This window comes from Paenibacillus sp. FSL F4-0236 (assembly GCF_038000135.1).
In the GTDB taxonomy this organism is placed as follows: Bacteria; Bacillota; Bacilli; order Paenibacillales; family Paenibacillaceae; genus Paenibacillus_AQ.
Genome location: NZ_JBBOBK010000001.1, coordinates 1,851,120 through 1,873,814, shown reverse-complemented (window position 1 = coordinate 1,873,814; position 22,695 = coordinate 1,851,120). Strand labels below are relative to the sequence as shown.

The 22,695-nt window shown below is 43.1% G+C and carries 16 protein-coding genes; 6 read left to right on the top strand and 10 right to left on the bottom strand.

Going from position 1 to position 22,695, the window contains the following annotated elements; all coding sequences use genetic code 11:
* Nucleotides 1-19: 19 nt before the first annotated feature.
* From NSQ29_RS08540 to NSQ29_RS08510, 7 genes are all read right to left on the bottom strand, one after another.
* A complete protein-coding gene (locus NSQ29_RS08540; protein ID WP_076286250.1) occupies nucleotides 20-1,339 on the bottom strand; it encodes a glycoside hydrolase family 125 protein in 1,320 nt (439 codons plus the stop codon).
* Between the two features lie 50 nt (nucleotides 1,340-1,389).
* A complete protein-coding gene (locus NSQ29_RS08535) occupies nucleotides 1,390-2,376 on the bottom strand; it encodes a glycoside hydrolase family 130 protein (RefSeq protein ID WP_076300575.1) in 987 nt (328 codons plus the stop codon).
* Nucleotides 2,377-2,555: 179 nt separating this feature from the next.
* A complete protein-coding gene (locus tag NSQ29_RS08530) occupies nucleotides 2,556-3,593 on the bottom strand; it encodes a glycoside hydrolase family 18 protein (RefSeq protein WP_076286252.1) in 1,038 nt (345 codons plus the stop codon).
* Nucleotides 3,594-3,597: 4 nt separating this feature from the next.
* Nucleotides 3,598-6,213: a transglutaminase-like domain-containing protein gene (locus tag NSQ29_RS08525; protein ID WP_341124788.1), complete on the bottom strand. Its 2,616-nt coding sequence runs from the start codon at nucleotides 6,211-6,213 to the stop codon at nucleotides 3,598-3,600.
* 6 nt (nucleotides 6,214-6,219) lie between these two features.
* The gene (locus NSQ29_RS08520; protein WP_076300649.1) at nucleotides 6,220-7,245 is read right to left on the bottom strand and encodes a carbohydrate-binding family 9-like protein; all 1,026 of its coding nucleotides are present in this window, start codon (nucleotides 7,243-7,245) and stop codon (nucleotides 6,220-6,222) included.
* Nucleotides 7,246-7,274: 29 nt separating this feature from the next.
* Nucleotides 7,275-8,561, bottom strand: coding sequence for an alpha-L-fucosidase (locus NSQ29_RS08515; protein ID WP_340970781.1), 1,287 nt, complete (start codon nucleotides 8,559-8,561; stop codon nucleotides 7,275-7,277).
* A gap of 27 nt (nucleotides 8,562-8,588) precedes the next feature.
* Complete coding sequence (locus NSQ29_RS08510; protein ID WP_340970783.1) at nucleotides 8,589-9,977, bottom strand: alpha-L-fucosidase; 1,389 nt, start codon at nucleotides 9,975-9,977, stop codon at nucleotides 8,589-8,591.
* A 216-nt stretch (nucleotides 9,978-10,193) separates the two neighbouring features.
* Here NSQ29_RS08510 and NSQ29_RS08505 point away from each other — a divergent pair, with 216 nt between their 5' ends.
* Complete coding sequence (locus NSQ29_RS08505) at nucleotides 10,194-12,455, top strand: helix-turn-helix domain-containing protein (RefSeq protein ID WP_340970785.1); 2,262 nt, start codon at nucleotides 10,194-10,196, stop codon at nucleotides 12,453-12,455.
* Between the two features lie 93 nt (nucleotides 12,456-12,548).
* On the opposite strand, the gene NSQ29_RS08500 is transcribed toward NSQ29_RS08505, so the two are convergent.
* The 3 genes from NSQ29_RS08500 to NSQ29_RS08490 are packed head-to-tail and all read right to left on the bottom strand — an operon-like array spanning nucleotide 12,549 to nucleotide 16,070.
* Complete coding sequence (locus NSQ29_RS08500) at nucleotides 12,549-14,162, bottom strand: extracellular solute-binding protein (protein ID WP_341124787.1); 1,614 nt, start codon at nucleotides 14,160-14,162, stop codon at nucleotides 12,549-12,551.
* A 35-nt stretch (nucleotides 14,163-14,197) separates the two neighbouring features.
* Nucleotides 14,198-15,106 carry a carbohydrate ABC transporter permease gene (locus NSQ29_RS08495; protein ID WP_076286257.1) on the bottom strand — a complete coding sequence of 303 codons (909 nt, stop codon included), beginning with the start codon at nucleotides 15,104-15,106 and terminating at the stop codon, nucleotides 14,198-14,200.
* A 16-nt stretch (nucleotides 15,107-15,122) separates the two neighbouring features.
* A complete protein-coding gene (locus NSQ29_RS08490) occupies nucleotides 15,123-16,070 on the bottom strand; it encodes an ABC transporter permease (protein ID WP_340974902.1) in 948 nt (315 codons plus the stop codon).
* A 503-nt stretch (nucleotides 16,071-16,573) separates the two neighbouring features.
* On the opposite strand from NSQ29_RS08490, the gene NSQ29_RS08485 reads away from it, so the two are divergent.
* The 5 genes from NSQ29_RS08485 (at nucleotide 16,574) to NSQ29_RS08465 (ending at nucleotide 22,651) form a co-directional block, all read left to right on the top strand.
* Nucleotides 16,574-17,524, top strand: coding sequence for an ABC transporter permease (locus NSQ29_RS08485; RefSeq protein WP_076286258.1), 951 nt, complete (start codon nucleotides 16,574-16,576; stop codon nucleotides 17,522-17,524).
* 11 nt (nucleotides 17,525-17,535) lie between these two features.
* Entirely contained in the window at nucleotides 17,536-18,462 is a 927-nt protein-coding gene (locus NSQ29_RS08480; protein WP_340970792.1) for a carbohydrate ABC transporter permease, read from the top strand.
* Nucleotides 18,463-18,531: 69 nt separating this feature from the next.
* Nucleotides 18,532-20,031, top strand: coding sequence for an ABC transporter substrate-binding protein (locus NSQ29_RS08475; protein ID WP_341053218.1), 1,500 nt, complete (start codon nucleotides 18,532-18,534; stop codon nucleotides 20,029-20,031).
* Nucleotides 20,032-20,169: 138 nt separating this feature from the next.
* Nucleotides 20,170-21,921 (top strand): sensor histidine kinase, encoded by a 1,752-nt coding sequence (locus NSQ29_RS08470; protein WP_340970797.1) that lies wholly within the window; start codon nucleotides 20,170-20,172, stop codon nucleotides 21,919-21,921.
* Nucleotides 21,899-22,651: a response regulator transcription factor gene (locus NSQ29_RS08465; RefSeq protein WP_076286262.1), complete on the top strand. Its 753-nt coding sequence runs from the start codon at nucleotides 21,899-21,901 to the stop codon at nucleotides 22,649-22,651. The genes NSQ29_RS08470 and NSQ29_RS08465 overlap by 23 nt, the downstream gene beginning before the upstream one ends.
* Nucleotides 22,652-22,695: the final 44 nt, after the last annotated feature.

Sequence of the window (22,695 nt, the reverse complement as noted above, 5' to 3'; positions counted from 1 at the left end):
GCCATTGCTCCCCCTCTCACTACAAGATACCTTCCTGCATCGCCTTGTACACGAGTTGAGAGAACAAGCTATTCGACCAAGCAAACCATTTTCTTGTGAAAATCGTTGGATCGTCGGAATGGAAGCCTTCATGCATATAGCCTGTATCCGCATCCGTCTTCTCCAGTAACTCGATCATCGCTAGCTTCTCTTCTGCTGTCGTTGCTGTGAGCCCTTGCATAGATAGTGACAAATGCCAAACATAACCTGCCGGTGTATGTGGACTACCAATACCTTTTGCTACTTTACCTTCAAAGTAATAAGGGTTTTCCTTGGATAACACAAATCTTCTCGTGTTCTGATAGATTTCATCCTCAGTTGTGCAATAGCCCAAGTAAGGAATCGAAATCAATCCCGGTGTTCCCGCATCATCCATGAGACAGTGGTTACCATAGCCATCCGTCTCAAAAGCATAAATCGGTCCGAATTGCGGATGACGATAAATACCGTATGTTTTGATCCCATGATCGATATCTGCTTCTAAATCCTTCAACTCTTGCAAAAATTCCATATCACGGAATACCCACTCCGCAAATTCCTGCATTTGGCGAAGTGTAACCACCGCGAACATATTTCCTGGAATGTTGTAGTGGAATTCGCATACATCATCGCTTGAGCGGAAGCCTGACCACACCATTCCTGTATAGTTGACAGGCATTCCAAGACCTTTATTTCGTAAGGAATCCTCAGGAATACCGTTATTTCGAGTGAAGCGATATGGCGATTCTTCAAAGTGACGCTGTTCTGTGATGAACAAGTTATACATGATACGCATAGCCGATTTGAACCCAGCATCGAATATATCTGTAATCCCTGTTTCCTTCCATAGCGCATAAGCAAGCCGCATCGAGAAACATAAGGAGTCAATTTCAAATTTACGCTCCCATACCCAAGGGGACATGTCTGTTATATCCGTCGTATTCCAATGCCAATCATTCGCAGATTCATTAAATGCATTCGCGTATGGATCAATATGAATGTACTGTATATGACGCTTTACTAAGCCTTTAAGAATGCGTTGAAGATCTTCGTCCTCTTTGGCAAACGGTACATAATGAATGACCTGCTCTACCGAATCCCGTAACCAACAAGCTGGAATGTCTCCTGTGATGACAAAAGTCGTTCCATCCTCTTTTAATTTCGTCGTCGTTTCCAAAGTATTCGGGAAGCAGTTCTTAAATAGCTGAAGTAGCTTCGGTCGATGCGCAAGCTTCTCTTCTGCTTCTTGTAGAACTTCTTGAATCGATTGTGGCAAGTTTAAGGATGGCATCGTAATTTTGGGTAATCTAAACTGTTCCATTGATAAGCTCCTCTACAATTGAAATTCTGTCATTACATCTGATGATGTCGTTACAGCGGATACTTATCCATATAGTCCAGCAGCTCATCCACTGTTGTAAATGCCACGCCTGTTACGGTATCGGCACAACCATAGTAAATGGCAATGCGACCTGTCTCGCTATCTGACAATGCGGCACAAGGGAAAGTGACATTCGGTACATCTCCCACACACTCATACAATGTTTCTGGTCCAAGAATGTAATTCCGTGATCGTGCGAGCACCTTCCATGGTTCGTGTAGATCTAATAATGCCGCGCCCATACGATATACGAACCCGTTACATGTATTAATGACACCATGATAGATCAACAACCAACCACGATCGGTTTCAATCGGAACCGGCCCTGGACCAATTTTCTTCGATTGCCATGCGGATGCATCTGAATTAATCGTCCCCATCACATAACGATGTTTACCCCAATACGTTAGATCTGGACTCTCACTAAAGAAAATATCTCCAAATGGCGTATGGCCTGTATCACTTGGACGGCTTATCATGGCATACTTGCCATTTATTAAGCGTGGGAAGAGCACTCCATTACGGTTATATGGCAAGAAAGCGTTTTCCAATTGATGAAATGTTTTGAAATCATACGTATAAGCAAGACCAATCGTTGGTCCATGATACCCGTTACACCATGAAATATAATATTTATCCTCGATTTTGCACACGCGCGGATCGTAGCGATATTCCCGCTTCGTTACATATTCGTCACCTTCGAATTGGAGCGGTTGCTCATTAATTTCCCAATGTAGCCCGTCCTGACTAAAGCCAGCGAATATATCCATACTTACGGATCTAGAGTCACAGCGGAACACCCCTGCAAATCCACCTTCGAACGGAATCACCGCAGAATTAAAAATACTGTTCGAGTTCACCTGTGCATCACGCTGAATAATCGGATTTTGAGTATACCGCCACACTGGGGCATTATAGCCACTCGGCTTATCCTGCCACGGCATATTTGGTAGTGCCTCACCAATAATTTTGCTCATTTCCTAAACTCCTCCCACGTCTTTGAATGTAGTCTACGGCCTGTCCTCAACGATTGAGTCCAACCTTTCCCCCATACTGTAAATGATAATAAAGCGCATTAAAAGTCTATTTATTCGTAATCTAACGTTTGTTGACTAGGAAATCATGTTTGTTAACTAATTGAATGGGGCGCATCATTTCAGTCTCTCGATAGGCCTGCATACATCGCATCCAGCAGTGTATGTGTCTTGTCGCAGCTGTACTCCCAGAACATCGCACCCGCAAGCTTTTCACGTTGGACATATTCACATTTATGTGTGATCGATTCCACGTCATCATAGGAAATAAACGTATCTCCATTAAATAAATGTGGCGCTTTGGCCTCATCATCCCAATGACGTGTGAACCCATTCTTGTCGATATAATAGGCTAGAAGTTCTGTATATTCCGGACCATAACCTCCTGTTGTACCCGCCATTTGTAGAAATCCATCATTCCTGTTCGGCACCTGCTTCCACATCCGGGAATAGAATGCTACGCCAATGACGATTTTCTCTCGGGGTACACCTGCCTGCATGAACATATTGACGGATGCTTCTGTACTAATTCGGAACAAATCTCCCGTTGAATTGTACAGATTGGTGTGATGTCCCGTTAGAATCTGGAATCCTCCACGCATATCGTAGGTCATCAATTGAACAAAATCTAAATATTGTTGTACTTGATCCATCTCTGTACCATCGATATAATATTGATCTGCTCCTGCAGCGATCGTAAGCAAGTAATGCCTGCCCTCAGCTGCACCTTTCATATCTAACGCTTCTCGAATGGTCTTCAACAGTAGCGTAAAATGACGTTTATCATCCGGTGACGAGGCAATATTGGCTTCACTGTAGCAGGGATATTCCCAGTCCAGATCGACACCATCGAATGGAAGTTCTGTTACTACTCGTACAGCCGAAGCTGCGAATTTCTGACGTCCTTCTTCGGTAGATGCCGCCTCGGAGAAGCCCCCATTTCCCCATCCGCCAACAGAGAGCAGCAGCTGTACGTTCGGATTCATCGCTTTAATCTCGTGCAACTGGTTCGTATATTGCAAATGTGCCGTTGTAATCTGATCATCCAACACATAACCGAATGCAACGTTCATATGCGTCAGCTTCATCACGTGGTCGCGCGTTAGCTCAGGTAATTTGGAATCACTCACGTAGCCTGCTACAATCATTTGTTGATCCATCCTTTCACATCCTCGATAAAATTTGCATCGCTTCCTTACTGGCTGCAATCTTATATCCCGAAGACATATAACGAATCTGATCATCACGATCTAGAATCATCAAATGTGGGAAGCCCGCTTCACTCGATTGGGCCACTGTAAACAATTCAGGTAATAGATGATACGTTGAATCACGTACAAATAATGTCCTTGCTGGAAGATTCGGATAATCGGCTGGTTGAAATGAAGTTGTCCATTGCTTGTCACCCACCACAAGAATGATAGGAGCATCTATCATATCGAACTCATGCTTCAACTCCGACAGCTCGCGAAGCAGATGCTTCGAAGGCTCCCGTTCCGGTTCCAGCCATGCGACATAGGCGCCTTGACTGCCCAGAAACTCAGCGAAGATCTGCTCCGATCCATCCCATGTAGCTAGCTTCTCGAATCGATCTACCTTGCCATACACGGGAATGTCCTGCGTAGCTTGACGATACTTCATAACCAGCTTCGTCTCTTCGACTTCTGTCATTTCAAAATAGGTGAGCTTGGTCAGCACGGTTCCATCCTTCAAGCGAATCCCCGTCGTCAGACGATATGCTCCCTGCTCCATCTCAAGGGGCGTATCATACAGGTTATTGGCGCCGTGCGGGTAGCTTAACGTTTTATAAAAACCGTTCTCCAGACGAGCGATCGTAAAATTCTCATAGTATGCAGCCGCTGGCTGGTCTGACGCTGCATCCTGATCACGAAGAATAATTAGAGTTCCGTTCGCTACTGCTGCCTCATTTCCAACTATACCTTTCGTAAATGGGGCATCCACAAAATGACCATTCACCATAAATTGCGGCTTAGCCTCAATGGGATGCAGTCGCGCTGGAATGCCTAGGCTACGACATATAGATACGAACATAATATCGAGAGAGCTACGATCTCCTACACTCAGTTCGAAAGTTCCAACAGCAGTACCCTTCCCTTGCAAATTCGGTAGATCATTCCATATATCCCACGCTTCATCGATGAATTGAACAAGCTTCGTTGGGTCCTCACGGAACAATTCCACTTCTTCTGAAGTGAAGGCTTGTTGGAAAAATGTACGATACGGTGTAATCATCTCGTAATGAACGCGAGGACACAAAATGTAGGGAATGAAGACGTCCTCCGTGAGCTCACCACGTACAGCAAGCGCACCAGCCACATGATCTATAAGGGTTGGAAGGAATGTATCGATGAGATCCTTGTCATGAACACACTCCAATAATCGTAATGCCCATTCTCCATATAGAGGTGTTGCTTTACTTAGATAAGCTGCGATCTCAGCACTATTGCCACGTGCTGTCTGAAGTACGTTCCATACTCGATCCGCTGATAGATCAAGCGATTCTCCGAGCTTCCTCGCAGCTTCTTCATTCAAGAACGTCGCTTCATAATGTGCACGAATCGCGATTCCTTCCTCCAAACGCTTATTGTGTCGCTCTATCCGTGCCTCGGACAAGTCCTCCATGACCTCGCCTTCACGCGCTGGTGGTGGAACCATATCATAGTCAACGATCGTTCCTACAAGTGGCTGATCCTCTTGATTCAATACAAGCTCAATGTGCTCACAATCAGCCATGGATATTTTCATTTCTCCCCAAATGCCGTCCTTCGCTGCACGAATGATGAGGTCACCAAGACCTGTCTTGAACGAAGCTTCCCCCTGTGCATTAGACGGAATGCTGGCAATTGGGTAAAATTCCGCCATGTTATATAACTGGAATTGCACCTCTGCAGCGTGCACGGGCTGTCCGCATACATCTTGGACATGTACCGTAATTGTCTTCGTAGGCGCATAATTTTCTAGTACATTAATTTCAGTAAACCATTCATCTGCGAGTGTAATATCTTCGGGTCCTTCATAATTCGCGAAAATACGTGTGTTAATGAGCATGGCTCGGCGCGCTGGTGGGCCAAACCATCCTTGATTATGATGCGCTTCCGGCTCACAAGCCCCAATGAAATACCATTCACCATCAGCCCATGCCTCCACCCATGCGTGGTTATCGTCACAATGCGCCCAACGCGGGGTATACACTTGACGTGCAGGGATCCCGATACTACGAAGCGCTGCTACAGCTAGCGTAGATTCTTCCCCACAACGACCGCGTGCATTTCGCATCATCGTTAATGGTGAAATCGTCCGCAGATCGCTCCCAATGTACGTCGCCACTTCGTGGCACCAGTAATTGGCCTCTAGAATCGCTTCCTTCATGGGAAGATTACGTGTTCGTTCCGCTAACTGTTCATGAATAATATGGCGATGCTCTTCAATGTTCTCAGTATTCACTCGATACGGTAGCACGAAATGTAAAAATAAATGATCAGGTACTTGCCATGGCATATCGCGGCGAATCTGCAGCATCGTTCTTACATGATTGAAGAAAAGCTCCCCGTTATAATCCGCCAAGTCATTGGCTGGCATATACGCGAAGAGTAGCTTTAATGCCCAAGCTTCTTCTGCCGTTAGCTCGTGCTCGAATACATGGAATAGCTGCTGCTCACGTGATCTGGCGAGCTGCTTCTTGGCCTGAAACTTCTGCTCAATGAACGCTAAGGCTTCCTGCGACAATGAAAATACTGAGGTAGGGGTCAACATGGTCATGAATGATTACTCCTTCCACAGTAAGCCGTCTTCGCGAATATATAGGCGAGCGGTTCCATCGGTTGTTAGAGCTGAGATATGGAATGATTTACTCGTTATCTCCATGTGAGGCTCAATGCTCCAATCATCTTCACCTCGCAGCAGCTCGAACGTTGCTGCATAGTGTCCATGTGCTTCAAAATAATTACGTTCACGATAATACAGCTTACGGAGCTGCCATTTCACCAGTTCATCCGTAGGCATGTCGAATGACTGCGGGCCATCAACACCTACGAACATCACATAACCCCATAGCTCTGGATAATGCATATTGATAATCCCCTGAGGTGACCATACCCAGTTGTCTTCCGGATAAGGCTTTCCAGTATCCGGGTTCATAACCTTGCGGTACTGATCGTCCACAACCTCAGTCCGCCATTCAACACGAGAGAAATTAACACGCCAGAATTCACCTGCAACAGGTGGTTGTCTATTCGCAGCACATTCTTTCAAACTACGCCATGGCATAGCAACTTCAATCGTCCATTTCCGATGATCAGCATGCGGGTTATTTAACTCCCCCTCGATATGAATAGCTGTTTTCAGACCTTGGATATCCCATCCATTAATTGGAGGTCCCCCGTCACGATATGGTTTCACAAGCAGTAAGTCCCACACCGTGTTCAAAGCGTTAATCTCAAACTCGTAATATTGATGTGAATCCCCTGTTGGATCGATAAAGATCTCAAAATCATTATCATAGAAAATAACGGAATCACGTTCAGTCAGCGTGCCCCAGATCTGATCCTCCATCAGCTCTGCACCAAAGTAAAAATACTCATCATCCCATAGCATCTTTACACGTGTCTGCTTCGCGGGTAGCGGACGTTGGTCCCCTTCAATATCTACGAAATCATCCGTCCATGTTGCATGCTGCCAAAAGGGCTTATCCAGCTTCCCATCTAAGACAAGCGACTCCGTCGCTCTTTTGCATAAATAATGCTTAGGCGCATATGTCACAACTTGCGGTTCTGGTACTCCACTTCGGTTCATCATCGTTGACCTCTCCCTCCCTTCGGCATTTAGTTATGCGTAACAACAGTGCCAGCTCCACCGTACATCCTAACCTCTTCATCAAATTCCAGCTTAAGCACGCTTACCTGCTCATGCGTGTCCGCTGGCGTCATATGAATCCAAGTCGTTCCCGGAATATCGAACCAGGGTACACCACCATGAATTTCGTGAGTCAGCTCTTTGCCCGAGTGTAGTACCGTAATTTTCTTGATCGGATTGCATAGTCCCTTGAGACAGATATTCTCCTTCGGCGCATCGTAGACGAATAAATATAAGGTCTTCTTGTCCGCGGATAAGGTACTCCCACCCAGATAATAGCGTGTCATAATTCCATCCTGCGTACCGTAGATTGCCTCCTCGTGTGCACGAATCCAGTCACCTAGTCCCAGAAGAATGTCCTCCTGTCTTGGATCAATGGTGCCATCCTCCATCGGTCCAATATCCAGCAACATATTTCCGCCCATACTGATGCAATCGCAGAACATGCGGATAATTTGGTTCAAGGATTTATATTTATGATCATCGTGGACATAGCCCCAAGATGTATTAATGGTCGTACAGAATTCCCAAGCGCCTTCTGGGCGAGTAATGGGAATGCCTTGCTCTGGTGTCTTATAATCGCCATGCCCTTGCAAGCGTGAGTTGATAATCACATTCGGAGACAAGGATCTCAAATATTGCTTGAATGCTGGCAGCCCCCACTGTTCTGCACTACGCTCCCAGTCACCATCGAACCATAATAAATCGACAGTACCGTAATTCGTCATGATTTCACGTAGCTGATTATTGTTAAACGCGAGGAATTTCTGCCATGTCTCTTCATCCTGTATGCCATCTACCGGACTTGAGAAACGATTCACCTGACTCAAATCAGCCGGTACGATACCACTCTCGAATACGGAAGGATAATCGGGATGAGACCAGTCAATTAAGGAATAATACATGCCTACATGCAGACCACGTTCACGGATCGCATTGGACCATTCTTTTACAATATCCCGCTTGGCTGGTGTCGCCTTCATGACGCTCAAATCACTGTACTGCGTATCGAACAACGCAACACCATCATGATGCTTGGTTGTAAGCACAGAATATTTTGCACCTGACCTCGCAATGATATCTGCCCAATGCTTCGCATCGAATTTGGACGCTGTAAAACCATCCAACTGCTTCATATACTCCTCATGTGACATTTTCCCGTTATAAAACGACCATGATTCCGCTACACCTTGCACCGCATAAATCCCATAGTGAATGAAAATTCCTAGCTTTGCGTCCGTAAACCATTGTTGCATCTGCTCTTCCTCCCATAGTTCAACTCGTTATTTTATGCGAAATACATGTGCAATTGGGGCAACTCTCGTAAGCTCGCTCTCTGGTAAATGAACGATCAATCCCGTTGTTGTTCGTTCGAATGTTAGATTTTCTTGTCCGCCAACAAGATCCATTTGCGTTACAGCCTGCTCGAGTGGAATACAAATTACTTTGCTCACCGTTTCCTGCTCTTTCGGGTACAAATGAATGGCATAGGTGATATCGCCTTTTTTCGTGAAATGTGTATTTCCAGCAGAGTATGGCGCACATATGCGTGTTCCATAAATCGCCTCACCATGGACTTTGAGCCAAGCGCCCATTCCTTTCATCCGATCCAACGCTGTTGGTGACAAGCGGCCATCTGGTTGTGGAGCGACATTAAGTGCCAGGTTTCCGCCTTTAGCTACAACTTCAACGAGCAAATGGATTAATTGACGTGTCGTCTTGTAGTGATCCTCGTACCGATAAGAGAACGCTGTCCCCATCGTAATACAGCTCTCCCATGGAATAAGCAGGGGATGCTCGGGCAACGTTTGTTCAGGTGTAACGACATTCTCATACGGGCCGCCAACGGTACGGTCTGCACTTAGCAGCCATGGCTGCTGCTGACGTGCCTTCTCCACCACTTCACCCAACCGAATATCCTGTGGATTATTCTTATTCTGTGGACATACCCACCCCGCATCCAACCAGAGCATTTCAATCCGGCCATATTTCGTCATCAATTCCATGATCTGATCATGTGTGAACTGTACGAATTGCTCCCATAGCCATGGATAATCTTGTGTTGGATACGAAGGACCTCGATTCATGAACGTCCCCGTCTCCATACCTGGGGCCCAGTATGTTGGTGTGTGCCAATCGGCTTTGGAGAAGTAGGCGGAGATCCCAAGTCCCTTGGCCCGAAAAGCATCAAATACGTTCTTACAAATATCCGCGTACTTATGTGCATGGAAAGGACAATCCTTGCCCGTAATGCGATAGTCTGTTGTCTGCGTGTCCCACATACAGAAGCCATCATGATGCTTCGTCGTAAAGTTCAAATATTTAAAGCCACCCTCTGCCGCAACCTCTGCCCACTTCTCAGGTTCGAAACGGAGCGGATTAAAGGTTTTATTCAGCCCGAAGTATTGCCGCTTCAATTCCGCCGAATCAACTCCCCAATCAATATCATCTCGTGACCAATCTCCATCCTTATCACTAAGCGCCCACGATTCAACAAGTCCAAGCTGCGAATAAGGTCCCCAATGCATCATCAAGCCCAGCTTCTGATCCTTGAACCATTCCAGCTGATCTAATAGCTGCGAATCCTCCGGCTTAACGTACTCCTCCTCTGTGCTGTAATTGTGAACTCCTTCAACAACAATTTGCTCTTCGACAACATTAGCGTCACTCATTTTTGCACGACCTCCATGCAGCTCTTCTGAGGCTGCGATTCTATTGATTTAGTATGATATATTTTCAAAAAAACATTTGACATAATAATAAATATCCGCTATAAACATCCTATTATGGAATATAAATAAGTATTCAAGCGCCGATCTATATCTTGCTGTATTCATAGCTTGATAGGAACATCTCCATGTATACGCCATAAAAAGGGGGAAAACACTTTGAACTATAACTATTTCAAATCGAAATTGTTTCTGAAATTCACCGGTTCGTATCTACTTATCCTTCTTATTCCGCTTATATTTGTAATCGTTTTCATTTACCGAAATGCTACCGATAATTTACAAAAGGAGATTGAAAATGCTCACTTTAATCAGCTCACCCAAATTAAAACGGTGGTGGATGGACGCATGAATGATTTAAGAGATATGGCGTCACGGATGTCATACGACGCTCGTCTCGCTCATTATCGCATACTGGATCCTTATGAAAGTCGTGATGCCATAGCGGCACTAGATAGCTACAAGTCTTCCAATTCCATTGTGGAGGATATATTTCTGTACTATCATCATGACCCTAATATTTATTCTAACCATGGCATGTATAGCCTGGATGTATTTCGTAGCTCCTATCAGTTTGGAAGCTGGAAGAATGATGAACTTGTGACTACTTTAAACTCGTCCAAATTTCCATCTATTCGACTTACGAACATGCTGAATCAAAATTCACCACTCGAGCAATCTGTATTAACCTATATCCTGCCGATCATTCCCAACACCTCAGATCCATATGCTTCTGTCATGTACCTCATTAAAGAGAAAGAGTTGGCATATCTGATCGATTCCGTTCTCGGTAACTATCGAGGATTAACGTATATTTTTGATAATCATGGACGTGTTTTATCCTATAGTGGCCATGGAGATACAGCTAGCCAACAGGATATCCAACGGTTATCAGAGCTTCCACCCGGCATACATAATCTATCGATAAACAACGAAGATCATTCGGTTATTTCCGTCACATCGGATGTCAATGGCTGGTCATATGTGACTTTAATGGCGAGTAATCAATTTTTCAGTAGCGTACTTAATGTTCGGAGCTTCATCATTATTTTATTCATTGTGATCGCCATTGTAGGAACGGCCATCGCTCTATTATTCGCTCGGATGCAATATCTTCCGATTGCTGAGCTCGTTCGCTTCACGAACAAAAAAACAGATACACCGGCCTCCGGAAATGAGCTCGAGTATATACGAACAACATTACAGCAGTATAGCTCCAAGGTTGATCTCCAAGAGCCCTATGCACGCAACCATGTTCTCTCCATGCTATTAAAGCATGGACATGCACAAATGATGACGCATGGAATATTCGATACCTTTCATCTGCACTTCGACCAAAGTCATCATTTTGTCATGATGATGGGCTGGGATGACTTAGAACAGCAGCATCTTCAGGCGCGACAAGAAGTACATCGCAAGCTTGCGTTTATTGAATTTCCAGCGCTTGCTACACAAGTATACGGTGTAGAGCTCCCGCAATTGGATCAGCTCGCACTCATTGTGAGCTTACAGCTCGAAGATGATGAGGCACTCGCTGCACAAATCGTTCACATCGTGGATGCGATCCGTGAATATACGTTAGGCATAATGGATATCCACCCGATGATCGGTGTAGGCAAATGTTATGAGAGCCCTCAGCAGCTTAATCAATCCTTTGTTGAGGCTTGCTCCGCCTTCGAATTGCGTAAATCGACCGAGCATGGAACCACCGTGTATTTTGAAAAGCTATCCAGTGCCCATGATCAAACGGTGTTACTCCCTAGTAACGAGCTATTAAAGCTTGCACAAAGCTTGAAGCAGGGCAACTACGAAGTCGCCAAACAAATTATTCACACAGCCATCTATGGGCTTGATAATAAACAACGATCTATCCTGCTGATGCGATGCGTATTGTTCGACCTGCTGAATACCATGCTCAAAACTGCAGTTGAGCTAAAGATGGATAACATGATGCAGTCTGCTTCCCCCCATTTCATGAATGGTCCCGTCCATCTTATAGAGCAGAATTTCTACCGTTTAGCCACTCAGATTTGTACACAGGTAGAGCAGACGCATAAAAAAGAAGAACATTCACTCATGGATCATATCGTTGCTTTTATCGACCAGCACTATGTTGATCATTCACTTAGCCTTGAATCTGTTTCTGCTGCGTTTACGATTTCACCTTCCCATCTCAGTCGTTCATTCAAGGATAAGGTCGGCATCAACTTCGTCCAATATATTTGGCAAAAACGATTAGATAAGGTCAAGGAACAGCTCGTAATAACAAGTGATTCGTTAAAAGATATTATCCAGCGAGTCGGCTACCTCGACACACCAAACTTTATTCGAAAATTCAAAAAGGAAACCGGTTATACCCCGGGCCAGTATCGACAGATGAATAGTAATCATCCCAATACTGAGCCTTACGATACCGTATAATCCTTCCTCGCTTAGGGTTCATCATAACTTCCCGGTCATGCCTAGGATGACCGGGAAGTTCTTCAAAATATGAGAATGTATAAGCTTCACAAATTATTCGCTAGCAGCCCATGTATCGTATGCTTGTTGATATGTTGATTCGAGCTTCTCATACCCCATTTTTTTCATTTGAGCGATATATTTGTCCCAATTGGATAATGGCTCTGCGCCTGTAACGAATTTCGCTTCCATTTCCTTCACGTATTTATCCAAATCGGAACGGAGTGTTTTGATTTCCGTCTGTTGGTCTACCGTCAGGAATACCGATGGGAAGGGAGTCTTTGCAATAGGTGTAAGCTTTGTAGCTGTTTCTTTGTCAATCCAGTCATCAAAGCTAGTACGAAGACCTAAAACATAGCTGTTCTCATAGGAACCTGGTGTATTAATCCCGTAGTTTGGCGTGATTGTACCGCGGTATTCTTCACGATCCGTACCATCTGGAACTGGCAGCCATTCTTTCTCGCCTGTTGCTTTATCTTTGTATTTAAATAACGTACCTTCAGGTCCATACGCCCAGAAGGAATACCCTTCTTCGCTAAATTGGTAATCAATCCAGCGCATACTTGCTTCCGGGTTCGGGTTCGTGTTTGAAATCGCGAAACCGCCAATGGTGTTAATACCAGGATGCTTGCCGTATACAGGTGTTCCAGCAATATCACTAGATACAGGCTGCATCATCGGGTTATCTTCACTCGGTTCACCACCAAGCGTGAAGTATGGGAAATAATCGGAGAATAAGGCCACTTGATTGTTTTTCCCTTTTGCTTTCTTCTGCTCATCGGTTTGAGAGAATGTTTCATGATCCAGCAAATCCTCGTTCCATAAGCGATTCAAGAAGGTTAAATATTCTTTGTAGGCTGGTTCAGCTTGTGGAAAGTGTACTTTGTTCTCCTTATCTACGTAGATATCCTCGTTATACATCCCCCAGAATCCGAGGAAGAACATCCGTAAATCATCTAATTTCACAGAGGATAGAGGAACCTCATCGTCTTTACCGTTTCCGTTCGCATCTTCCTCTTTAACCTTCTTCAAATAGTTGTATAGCTCTTCTGTTGTCTGCGGTAATTTGTTTTCCATGCCGAACTTCTTCAAGAACTTCCCGTTATACCACATCGGTCCACGATACCATACCGCAGATGGCTGAATATTGCGTAGTGCATAGATATGTCCATCTGGTGTTGTCATTGATTTGCGAATATCCGGATTTGCATCGAGAATTTTTTTTAAATTAGGTGCGTAGCCCTCATCAATGTATTTTTCTAAAGGCAGCAACAATCCTTGACTTCCGTAGGTAACTTGATCCGATCCTTTTAGATCCGCCGCATAGAAAATATCGGGAAGCGTACCGCTTGCAAATACCAAATTCTTTTTCGTCTCAAAGCTGTCTTGTGGGGCGTTTTGAATCTTTAACTTAATATTCGTCATCTTCTCGTATTCCTGAATAACAGGCATCTTGTTCCAATCCTGACGTCCTATATCCGGTGCCATAATGGATAGCTCAATCGGTTTGTCCACGATAGGAAAGCCCGTCTTATGAACCTCTGTGGCTGTGTCTGAGCCTTCTGTGCTTGCTGTCCCCTTATCGCTACTTGATCCACATGCAGTAAGAATAGACATTGACATGGAAAGAACTAACATCATGAGTCCAGCTTTACGATAAATCGTCATACAAAAACCTCCCCTTTGTTATTTGTATCTTAAGATCAACCCTTAACAGAGCCAATCATGACACCTTGCACGAAATAACGCTGTAAGAATGGATAGACAACAATAATCGGAAGCGTAGATACGATAATGACCCCATACTTCACAAGTGAAGCAATTTCTGCCTTGTTGTTCTGGGCTGCTGCAGCTGTCGCATCGATAATGCCACCTACTTGAGATTGCATTTCCTGAAGCACGAGAATCTGACGAAGCACAAGCTGCAATGGATACTTCGCATCATCATTCAGGTAGATCATGGCGCCGAAATAGCTGTTCCAATGCCCTACCCCGTAGAATAAGGCCATAACTGCGATAATTGGCATCGATAACGGGAGAACAATCCGCAGGAATAAGCGAATATTCGTCGCGCCATCGATTTGAGCCGCATCTTGAAGCTCAGCTGGAATGGAGTTCGCGAAGAAGGTACGAGAGACAATAATATTCCAGATTGACGCTGCGCCAGGAAGTACTAGTGCCCACATCGTGTTGACCATGCCTAGCCCTTTTACCAACATGTATGTAGGGACGAGACCCCCTCCAATGAACATCGTTACCATGAACATACCCATGAAAAACCCACGGCCTACAAAGTCCTTACGACTGAGTGCATATGCCGCTGGCATCGTAACGACCAAGTTAATCGTTGTGCCTAGCAATGTATACAAAATCGTATTTCCATACCCCGTCCAAATCTTCGAGTTCTGAAATACAATTTCATACCCCTTAAAGGTAATACCTTTTGGAAGAAGCCACATTTCACCTGAAGCAACCATCTTCGGATCACTGATAGATGCGCTAATAATATATAAGATGGGATATGCGACTAACAACAATGCAATTGTCACATACGTATAGGTGCAAATTAGAAATATTCGATCTCGCTTAGATAGCTTTATACCTGATACCATAAATTCCAACCTCCTTCTACCATAGACTGTTCTCGCTCGTACGGCGGACAATTTGATTCACCGTAATAAGCAGGATGCAATTCACAATGGAGTTAAATAAACCAACAGCTGTTGAGAAGCTATATTGCGCATCGACAAGACCAGATCGATAGACAAAGGTTGAAATCACGTCAGAGCTTGACATATTCAATGAATTTTGCAGAAGTAATATTTTCTCAAAACCTACACTTAACAAGCCACCCATATTTAGAATTAATAGAATGGTCATGGTCGGTATAAGCGTTGGAATATTGATGTGGCGAACACGCTGGAAGCGAGAGGCTCCGTCAATAATTGCCGCTTCATGCAAGCCTGGGTCTACTCCCGAGAGTGCCGCCAAATAAATAATCGTCCCCCACCCCGCACTCTGCCACACGCCTGAGAATACATACATCGTCTTAAACCAACCAGGGCTTGTCAGAAACTGCGGTGCACTAAAGCCTAAGCTTTCAATGGCATGAATAATCATTCCGTTCGATGGAGACAAGAAGGTAATAATCATCCCCGCCATAACAACGACAGAAATGAAATGAGGTGCATACGTAACGGTCTGAACAAGTCGCTTGAAGAAGCCATCCTTCACTTCGTTAAACGCAAGCGCCAGAATAATTGGGATTGGGAATCCAATGGCTAATTCATACAAGCTAATACTGAGCGTGTTCCACAGCAAATCCCAGAAATAGTACGAGTTAAAAAATCGAATGAAATGATCAAAGCCTACCCATTCACTGCCAAAATAGCCTTTTGATGGAATATAGTTCTTAAAAGCAATCTGAATCCCATACATCGGTCCATAGCTAAAAATGAGGAAGTAAAAGAATGCGGGTGCGATAAAAATGTAAAGCTCCCAATTCTGCCAAATCTTCTTCCATGTCTCGTTTCCGCCCTTACGCTTTTCTTTCGGTTCTGAATTCACAGTTCGCATGTGTACGCTTTCCGTTTCATGCATCGCGACATCCCCTCCTTGTAGGTAATGATGAGAACACTCAGATCATCGAGTGAGCATCATTATCTGTTGCATTGTTATCTATCGCATTGTTGTTAGCGCTTACATTTACAATATAAACAATTGACCCAATCGTAAATATGTCATTCTCGCTTGTCAAAAATTACGTGTTGTAGTGCGGGAATAACCGCGTCACAACGCTATGTGGGCATCATAACAGTATGTCATTCTTGTGCTTTCTCGTTGATCATTTCGTTGTATTACCATGCTCACCTGCACACAGGGCAATGTATGTAAATCTCCACAACATGTGTTTTTTTTGCGTAGTACAACTCAATTCACACATAATCTAACGTTTGTTGACTAATAAATCATGTTTGTTATCTGGATGATAATCGCATTGCTCTTATACAATGAACTTGCGTAAAGCGGTTTCAAGAGCGTGTGAATTTACAAATGACTTACATGAAGGAGTGAACGAGATGAGCGCAAAACCTGAACAACTGAAGCGTAGAAAGCGCTTTACTTGGAGGAAACAAGATTTTGAATTAACACTATTAGCCATTCCCACAACGATTTGGTACATTCTGTTCTGTTACTTACCCATGTTCGGCATTATCATCGCTTTCAAGCAGTTCAAAATTTCTGGGGGCTTTATTAGCAATGTAGTAAATAGTCCTTGGGTCGGTTTTAAAAACTTCGAATTTTTATTTAAATCCAATGATGCCTGGATTATTATCCGCAATACGATTGGGTATAACATCATTTTTATTATTACGGGCATCGTACTCCCAGTGTTGTTCGCGATCATGATTGGATTACTCCATAATCGCAAAGCCAGCAAAGTGTATCAAACGATGATGTTCCTCCCTTATTTCCTCTCTTGGGTCGTCATCTCTGCAGTCGGTTGGGCATTCTTCAGCTTTGACAAAGGGATCCTGAATCAATTTCTCGGTAACATCGGACATGATCCCGTGAATTGGTACATGCAGCCTGAGTATTGGCCTTACATTCTCGTTCTATTAAATATATGGAAAGGTATCGGCTATGGCATGATTATCTATCTCGCTACCATTACAGCGATCGATAGTTCGTATTATGAAGCCGCTGTCATTGATGGAGCCTCAATTTGGCAACAGACTCGCTTCATCACACTACCTTTACTCAAACTGGTGATCGTGATGATGTTCATCCTGTCGGTCGGACGGATATTCTATACCGACTTCGGTCTCTTCTTCCAGGTCACGCGTGATTCTAACTCCTTATATAATGTGGCCACGACCGTTGATGTCCTCGTCTATAAGCAACTGAAAAGCGCAACGATCGGTATGGCATCTGCTGCTGCATTTGTTCAATCCGTTTTGGGATGTATTACGATTCTGTCCGCCAACTGGATTGTGAAGAAGATTGATCCAGATAGCGCAATGATTTAGGAGGTAAGAACATGGCAACAAAAACCTATGAATCCGGGCTTGATAAGTTTAATCGAACAAGTAAAGGAATTAACATCCTATTTAACTCCATTTTTCTGGTCATCGCACTTGCCTGTGTTGTGCCCGTTATCGTCGTATTATCGATTTCATTAACCAATGAATCTTATATCCGAGACGTTGGCTACAGTATCTTTCCAGCCGATTTTTCTTTTGAAGCTTACAGTTTTATTGCTAAGCAAGGAACGATGATTCTACGTGCTCTAGGCACCTCGACCCTTGTCACTGTAGTAGGTACTGTACTTGGCGTCCTTCTTACAACATCGATGGGTTATGTTATTTCACGCCCGTCATACAAGTTAAAAAGCTTTCTGACTTGGATCGTATTCATTCCGATGGTTTTCAATGGTGGTCTCGTATCCAGTTATTTCATCAATGCAAACTTACTAGGGCTGAAGGATAGTTTCTGGGCTCTGATCTTACCGCTTGCAGTCTCATCCTTTAACGTCATTATTTGTAAAACCTTTTTCACAAGCACGATTCCAGATGGTGTAATTGAATCGGCAGAAATTGATGGTGCTAATCAAATTAGGATCTTCTTCTCGATCATATTGCCTATATCGCTACCTGTTCTCGCAACGATAGGATTGTTCCTATGCTTCAACTATTGGAACGACTGGTTCCAATCCATGTTGTATATTGATAACCCGAATCTCTACTCGTTACAGGCGTTGCTTAACAATCTAATGACCAATGCCGATGCACTTGCCAGAAATGCTTCAAGTATGGGCGTTAGTTCTGCAGAGCTCATCGCGAAAATGCCTAAAGAGTCCGCGCGTATGGCGGTCGCCATCCTCATCATCTTGCCTGTTGCTTGTGCATATCCATTCTTCCAGAGATATTTCATTTCTGGTCTGACAGTCGGCGCAGTCAAAGGCTAAATTACGAAGTAAGCCAAATTTATACTGGTTTATGATATAGCAAACAACCAATCCATAGGGGGAGTTAAAGTGAAGAAAATCTTCAAGATTGCCTCAACACTCTGTATTCTGACATTAATGGGATCCGCCTTAGCAGCATGCGGTAGTTCCAACAACTCGGCTTCATCGACGAATGAACCATCAAACAACTCTACATCAACAGAAGCAGCAGGTAAAAAGGATATTCCGACCCTGGTATGGTGGCAGATCGGTAATACGCCACTTCCTGCGAACTTTAGTAAAGCAATTGACAAGATGAATGAATATACTGCGGAGAAAATCGGGGTAAAAGTCGATCTTCGTGTGGCCAGCTGGGGCGAATGGGATACGAAGATGAACACCATTGTGAACACAGGTGAGCCGTTCGACATGATGTTCACGAATAACACGAAGTACAGTAAACAAGTCTCGATGGGAGCTCTTACGGACATCACGGATTTAGTCCAAAGCGAAGCCCCAGACCTGTACAAATTAATTCCGTCCGAAGTATGGGATGGCACAAAAATTGGCGGGAAATACTATGCAGTTCCAACTTATAAAGACTCTTCTGTTTCTCAATATTGGAGCTATGATGACAAGCTCGTACAGAAATACAATATCGATTACCAGAACATTACATCTATGCAAGATTTAGACAAGCCACTTCATGATATAAAAGCTGGTGAAGGCAAGAGCTTCTACCCACTTCGACTTATTCAAAGTGAAGCCTTCTCGGGTATGTTCAATAACTATGATGATTTAACGTTAGGATTCTTCCCTGTAGGTGTAAAAGTAGATGATCCTTCTCGCAAGGTGATCTCCGTTTTCGAACAGCCTGATGTCATGGCAAATTTGAAATTGCTTCATAAATGGTATCAAGATGGAATTATCAATCCAGATGCTCCAACCAAAACAGAAAAAGAAAAATATAACCCATTTGGTACGCAACAAGCCTTCCCAGGAGCAGAGATCGCGATGCAAATCAATGCGGGCGTAGAAAAATTTGTTATGAACAAAACATTTGGTCCGCTTTATACGACAAGTACAATTCAAGGCTCCTTAAACGCAATCTCTGCGAATTCCAAGTACAAAAAAGAAGCTTTGAAATATCTGCAATTAGTAAACACAGATTCAAAGCTCCGTAATATGCTAGCATTTGGTGAAGAAGACGTTGATTTCAAGTATGTAGATGGTAAAGATAACGTTATCGAGCGCACATCGGATACATGGCCACTCGCTGCTTACTCACAAGGTACCTTCTTCAATATGGCTATAACCAAAGGCGCACCTGAAGATCAATGGGACCAAGTGAAGAAATTAAACGAACAAGCTGTAGCATCCACTGTTCTAGGCTTCGCACTCGATATCAGCGAAATTCAGACAGAAGTTGCGAACGCACAGTCTACATTTGATAAATATAAATACGAATTGCTAACAGGTGCTTCTGACCCAGAGAAGATTGTACCAAAAATGTTAGCCGAATTGAAAAAAGCGGGAATGGATAAAATTATTCAAAAAGCACAGGAAGAAATCGATAATTATTTCAAATAAACCATACACTAATACGACACATGGTATAGTTTGACAACTATACCATGTGCTTTTGTTGTAGAATAAGCAATTTGTATTTGATTATATAGGTCCTTTTGTACTATATTCAATTACAACCTACATGTATTGAGGTGCCACATGAATACGTTTCTACGCATTAAAATTTATCGTAGTAAATTTTGGTCCTATGTGATATTCATTTTGTTAATCGGACTAACGTTAGGGGCACTGACCAGTGCCATCGTCATCAATCAATCCGTTGGTAATGCTCGCATCGAGGCGGCAAATGCCTTTTCTCGGACAGAGAACAACTTACAGAATGACGCAGATCGTATTGAAGCTTATATGCAGCGTATTTATTCAAATCAAGACTTGATGAACGATGCTAGTTATTTTCTAAGTCCAACCATTGATGATTATCTTACTAAACGATTAAAGAACAGTACATTCAATCTACGACCGCTTATCTCTTTTCCTGAAGATGTGAAAACTTATCTGTACAATTGGGCGCAAGGAGATATTACACAAATTAGTGTTCATACAGTGAAGCAAGGCAATGTTATAGACTTTAATAGTAATGGCATTCCCCGCTTCCAGTTTGGTCTATCCAATGATGATCTTATGTTTGCAGAGAACATTCAACGGGGATTTGTATATCGCAAAAAATTGCTTCAGCTTGCGGAGGGTTCCGCCGAAATTCGCTTTCAAATAAGCAGCGAACAAATTTTCAGCATCGTTAATAATTATCAACTTGGTCATGCAGCAGCTATTAATGATTCAGGAGAAGTGTATCTGATTGGCAACGACAATACAATGTCTGAGCAGATCATTCAGCAGGCCATTGCCAATAAAAATACGCATGGTGTAATACTAAAAAACTGGATGTCTCCCATTTTCTATGTCACTTTTCCATCCACCAAATTTAATTATAAGTTTGTTAGCACCATCGAATTAAGGGTATTGGTACAGCAGCATGCGTCTACGCTCATTTTATTATTTCTAGTTATTCTAACGGCCATGATTTGTGTTCTATTACTTGTTGTCTATAACCTTCGAGATGATGCACGATTCCTGCACCGTATTATTCAGTCTATAAAACGCGTTAAGACAGCGAACTTTACTCCAAATAAACCTGCACGCTATCGTCGAAATGAATATGGTATGATTGCACGTGAAGTGGATGATATGATTCACCAGTTAGATAAACATATTCGCAATGAATATTTACTGAAATTGAAACAGCAGGAAGCTGAAATGAAAGCGCTACAGCATCAAATTAATCCTCATTTTCTATATAACACTTTGGAGGTCATTCGCTCTACCGCATTAGTCAATCATGATGCCCATACAGCCGACGCGATTGCTACCTTAGGTGCCCTTTATCGTGAAATGGTAAAAAAAGAGAACATTATCTCGATTGGAAGCGAACTAGAGCTACTGCAAAAATATTTAAAAATTATGGAATTCAAGTATCCTGACCACTTTTATTACCAAATTGATATGGAAGATTCGTTACTCGATGTACCCACCATTAAATTTTGGATGCAGCCTTTGGCGGAGAACTTTTTCATTCACGGCTTTGACAAAGAGAAAGAATTTAATTTATTTGTCGTCAAGGGTAGCGAAGATGAGCATTACTACAGATTGGAATTTATTGATAACGGGGTGTGGATTGAGGAAGAACGCTTAGCCGATATACGACGAATACTGTCTAGTAAACATGAAATATCGACCAAGAGTATTGGTTTATATAATGTTTATGCAAGATTGAACTTTTACTATGATGAAGGTTTTTCAATGCACATTGAGAACAATGATGAAGCAGGCGTAAGGATTTCTGTACAGATTTCTAAAGAGGTGACTAGAGATGTACAAACTTTTAATCGTTGATGACGAGCCACAAATTTTAGAAGGCATGAAACGAATTCTAGATTGGAAGCACTATGGATTTGATTATGTCGAAACCTGTGTTTCGACGGATGCTGCTGTATCCAGAGCCGTACAATTAATTCCTGATATCGCTATTTTTGATGTATGTATTGGTAAAAATCTTGGTTATGATGCCATTCGACAACTCAATGAAGTTCAACTTCCTACGAAATATATAATTATGAGCGGGTATAGTGATTTTAGCTACGCTCAACAGGCTATCCGATGTGGGGTCAAAGATTATTTATTAAAGCCATTAGAGAAAGAAAAGCTCCAGCAAGTTATCGAGAAAATAATTGTTGACGATCTTCATGGTAGCATTGGGGATCCACAGACGAGCACTGCCCACTTGGATCCAGTCATGGGTGTTCCTTACGATTCGTTATCGAAGCTAGTAAATCGCATTTTGCTCATGGTCAGAGAAGATTTTAATCAGAATATTACCTTAAAATCTGTCGCCGATCGTTTTCAAATGAATAGCACCTATCTCGGGCAATTGTTCATTAAAGAAACGAATATGAAGCTTTCCGAATATTTAATGCTGTATCGCATGCAACGTGCTAAAGAGCTTATCCAGACCACGAATGAGAAAATCCATTGGATCGCATGTTCAGTCGGATATAATAATATGAATTATTTCTACACACATTTCCATAGCTATTACGGAAAATCTCCTTCCGATCTGCGCTAAAAAAGTTAGACAACGATTTGCTACCAAGAACGAGTCAAGGAGAT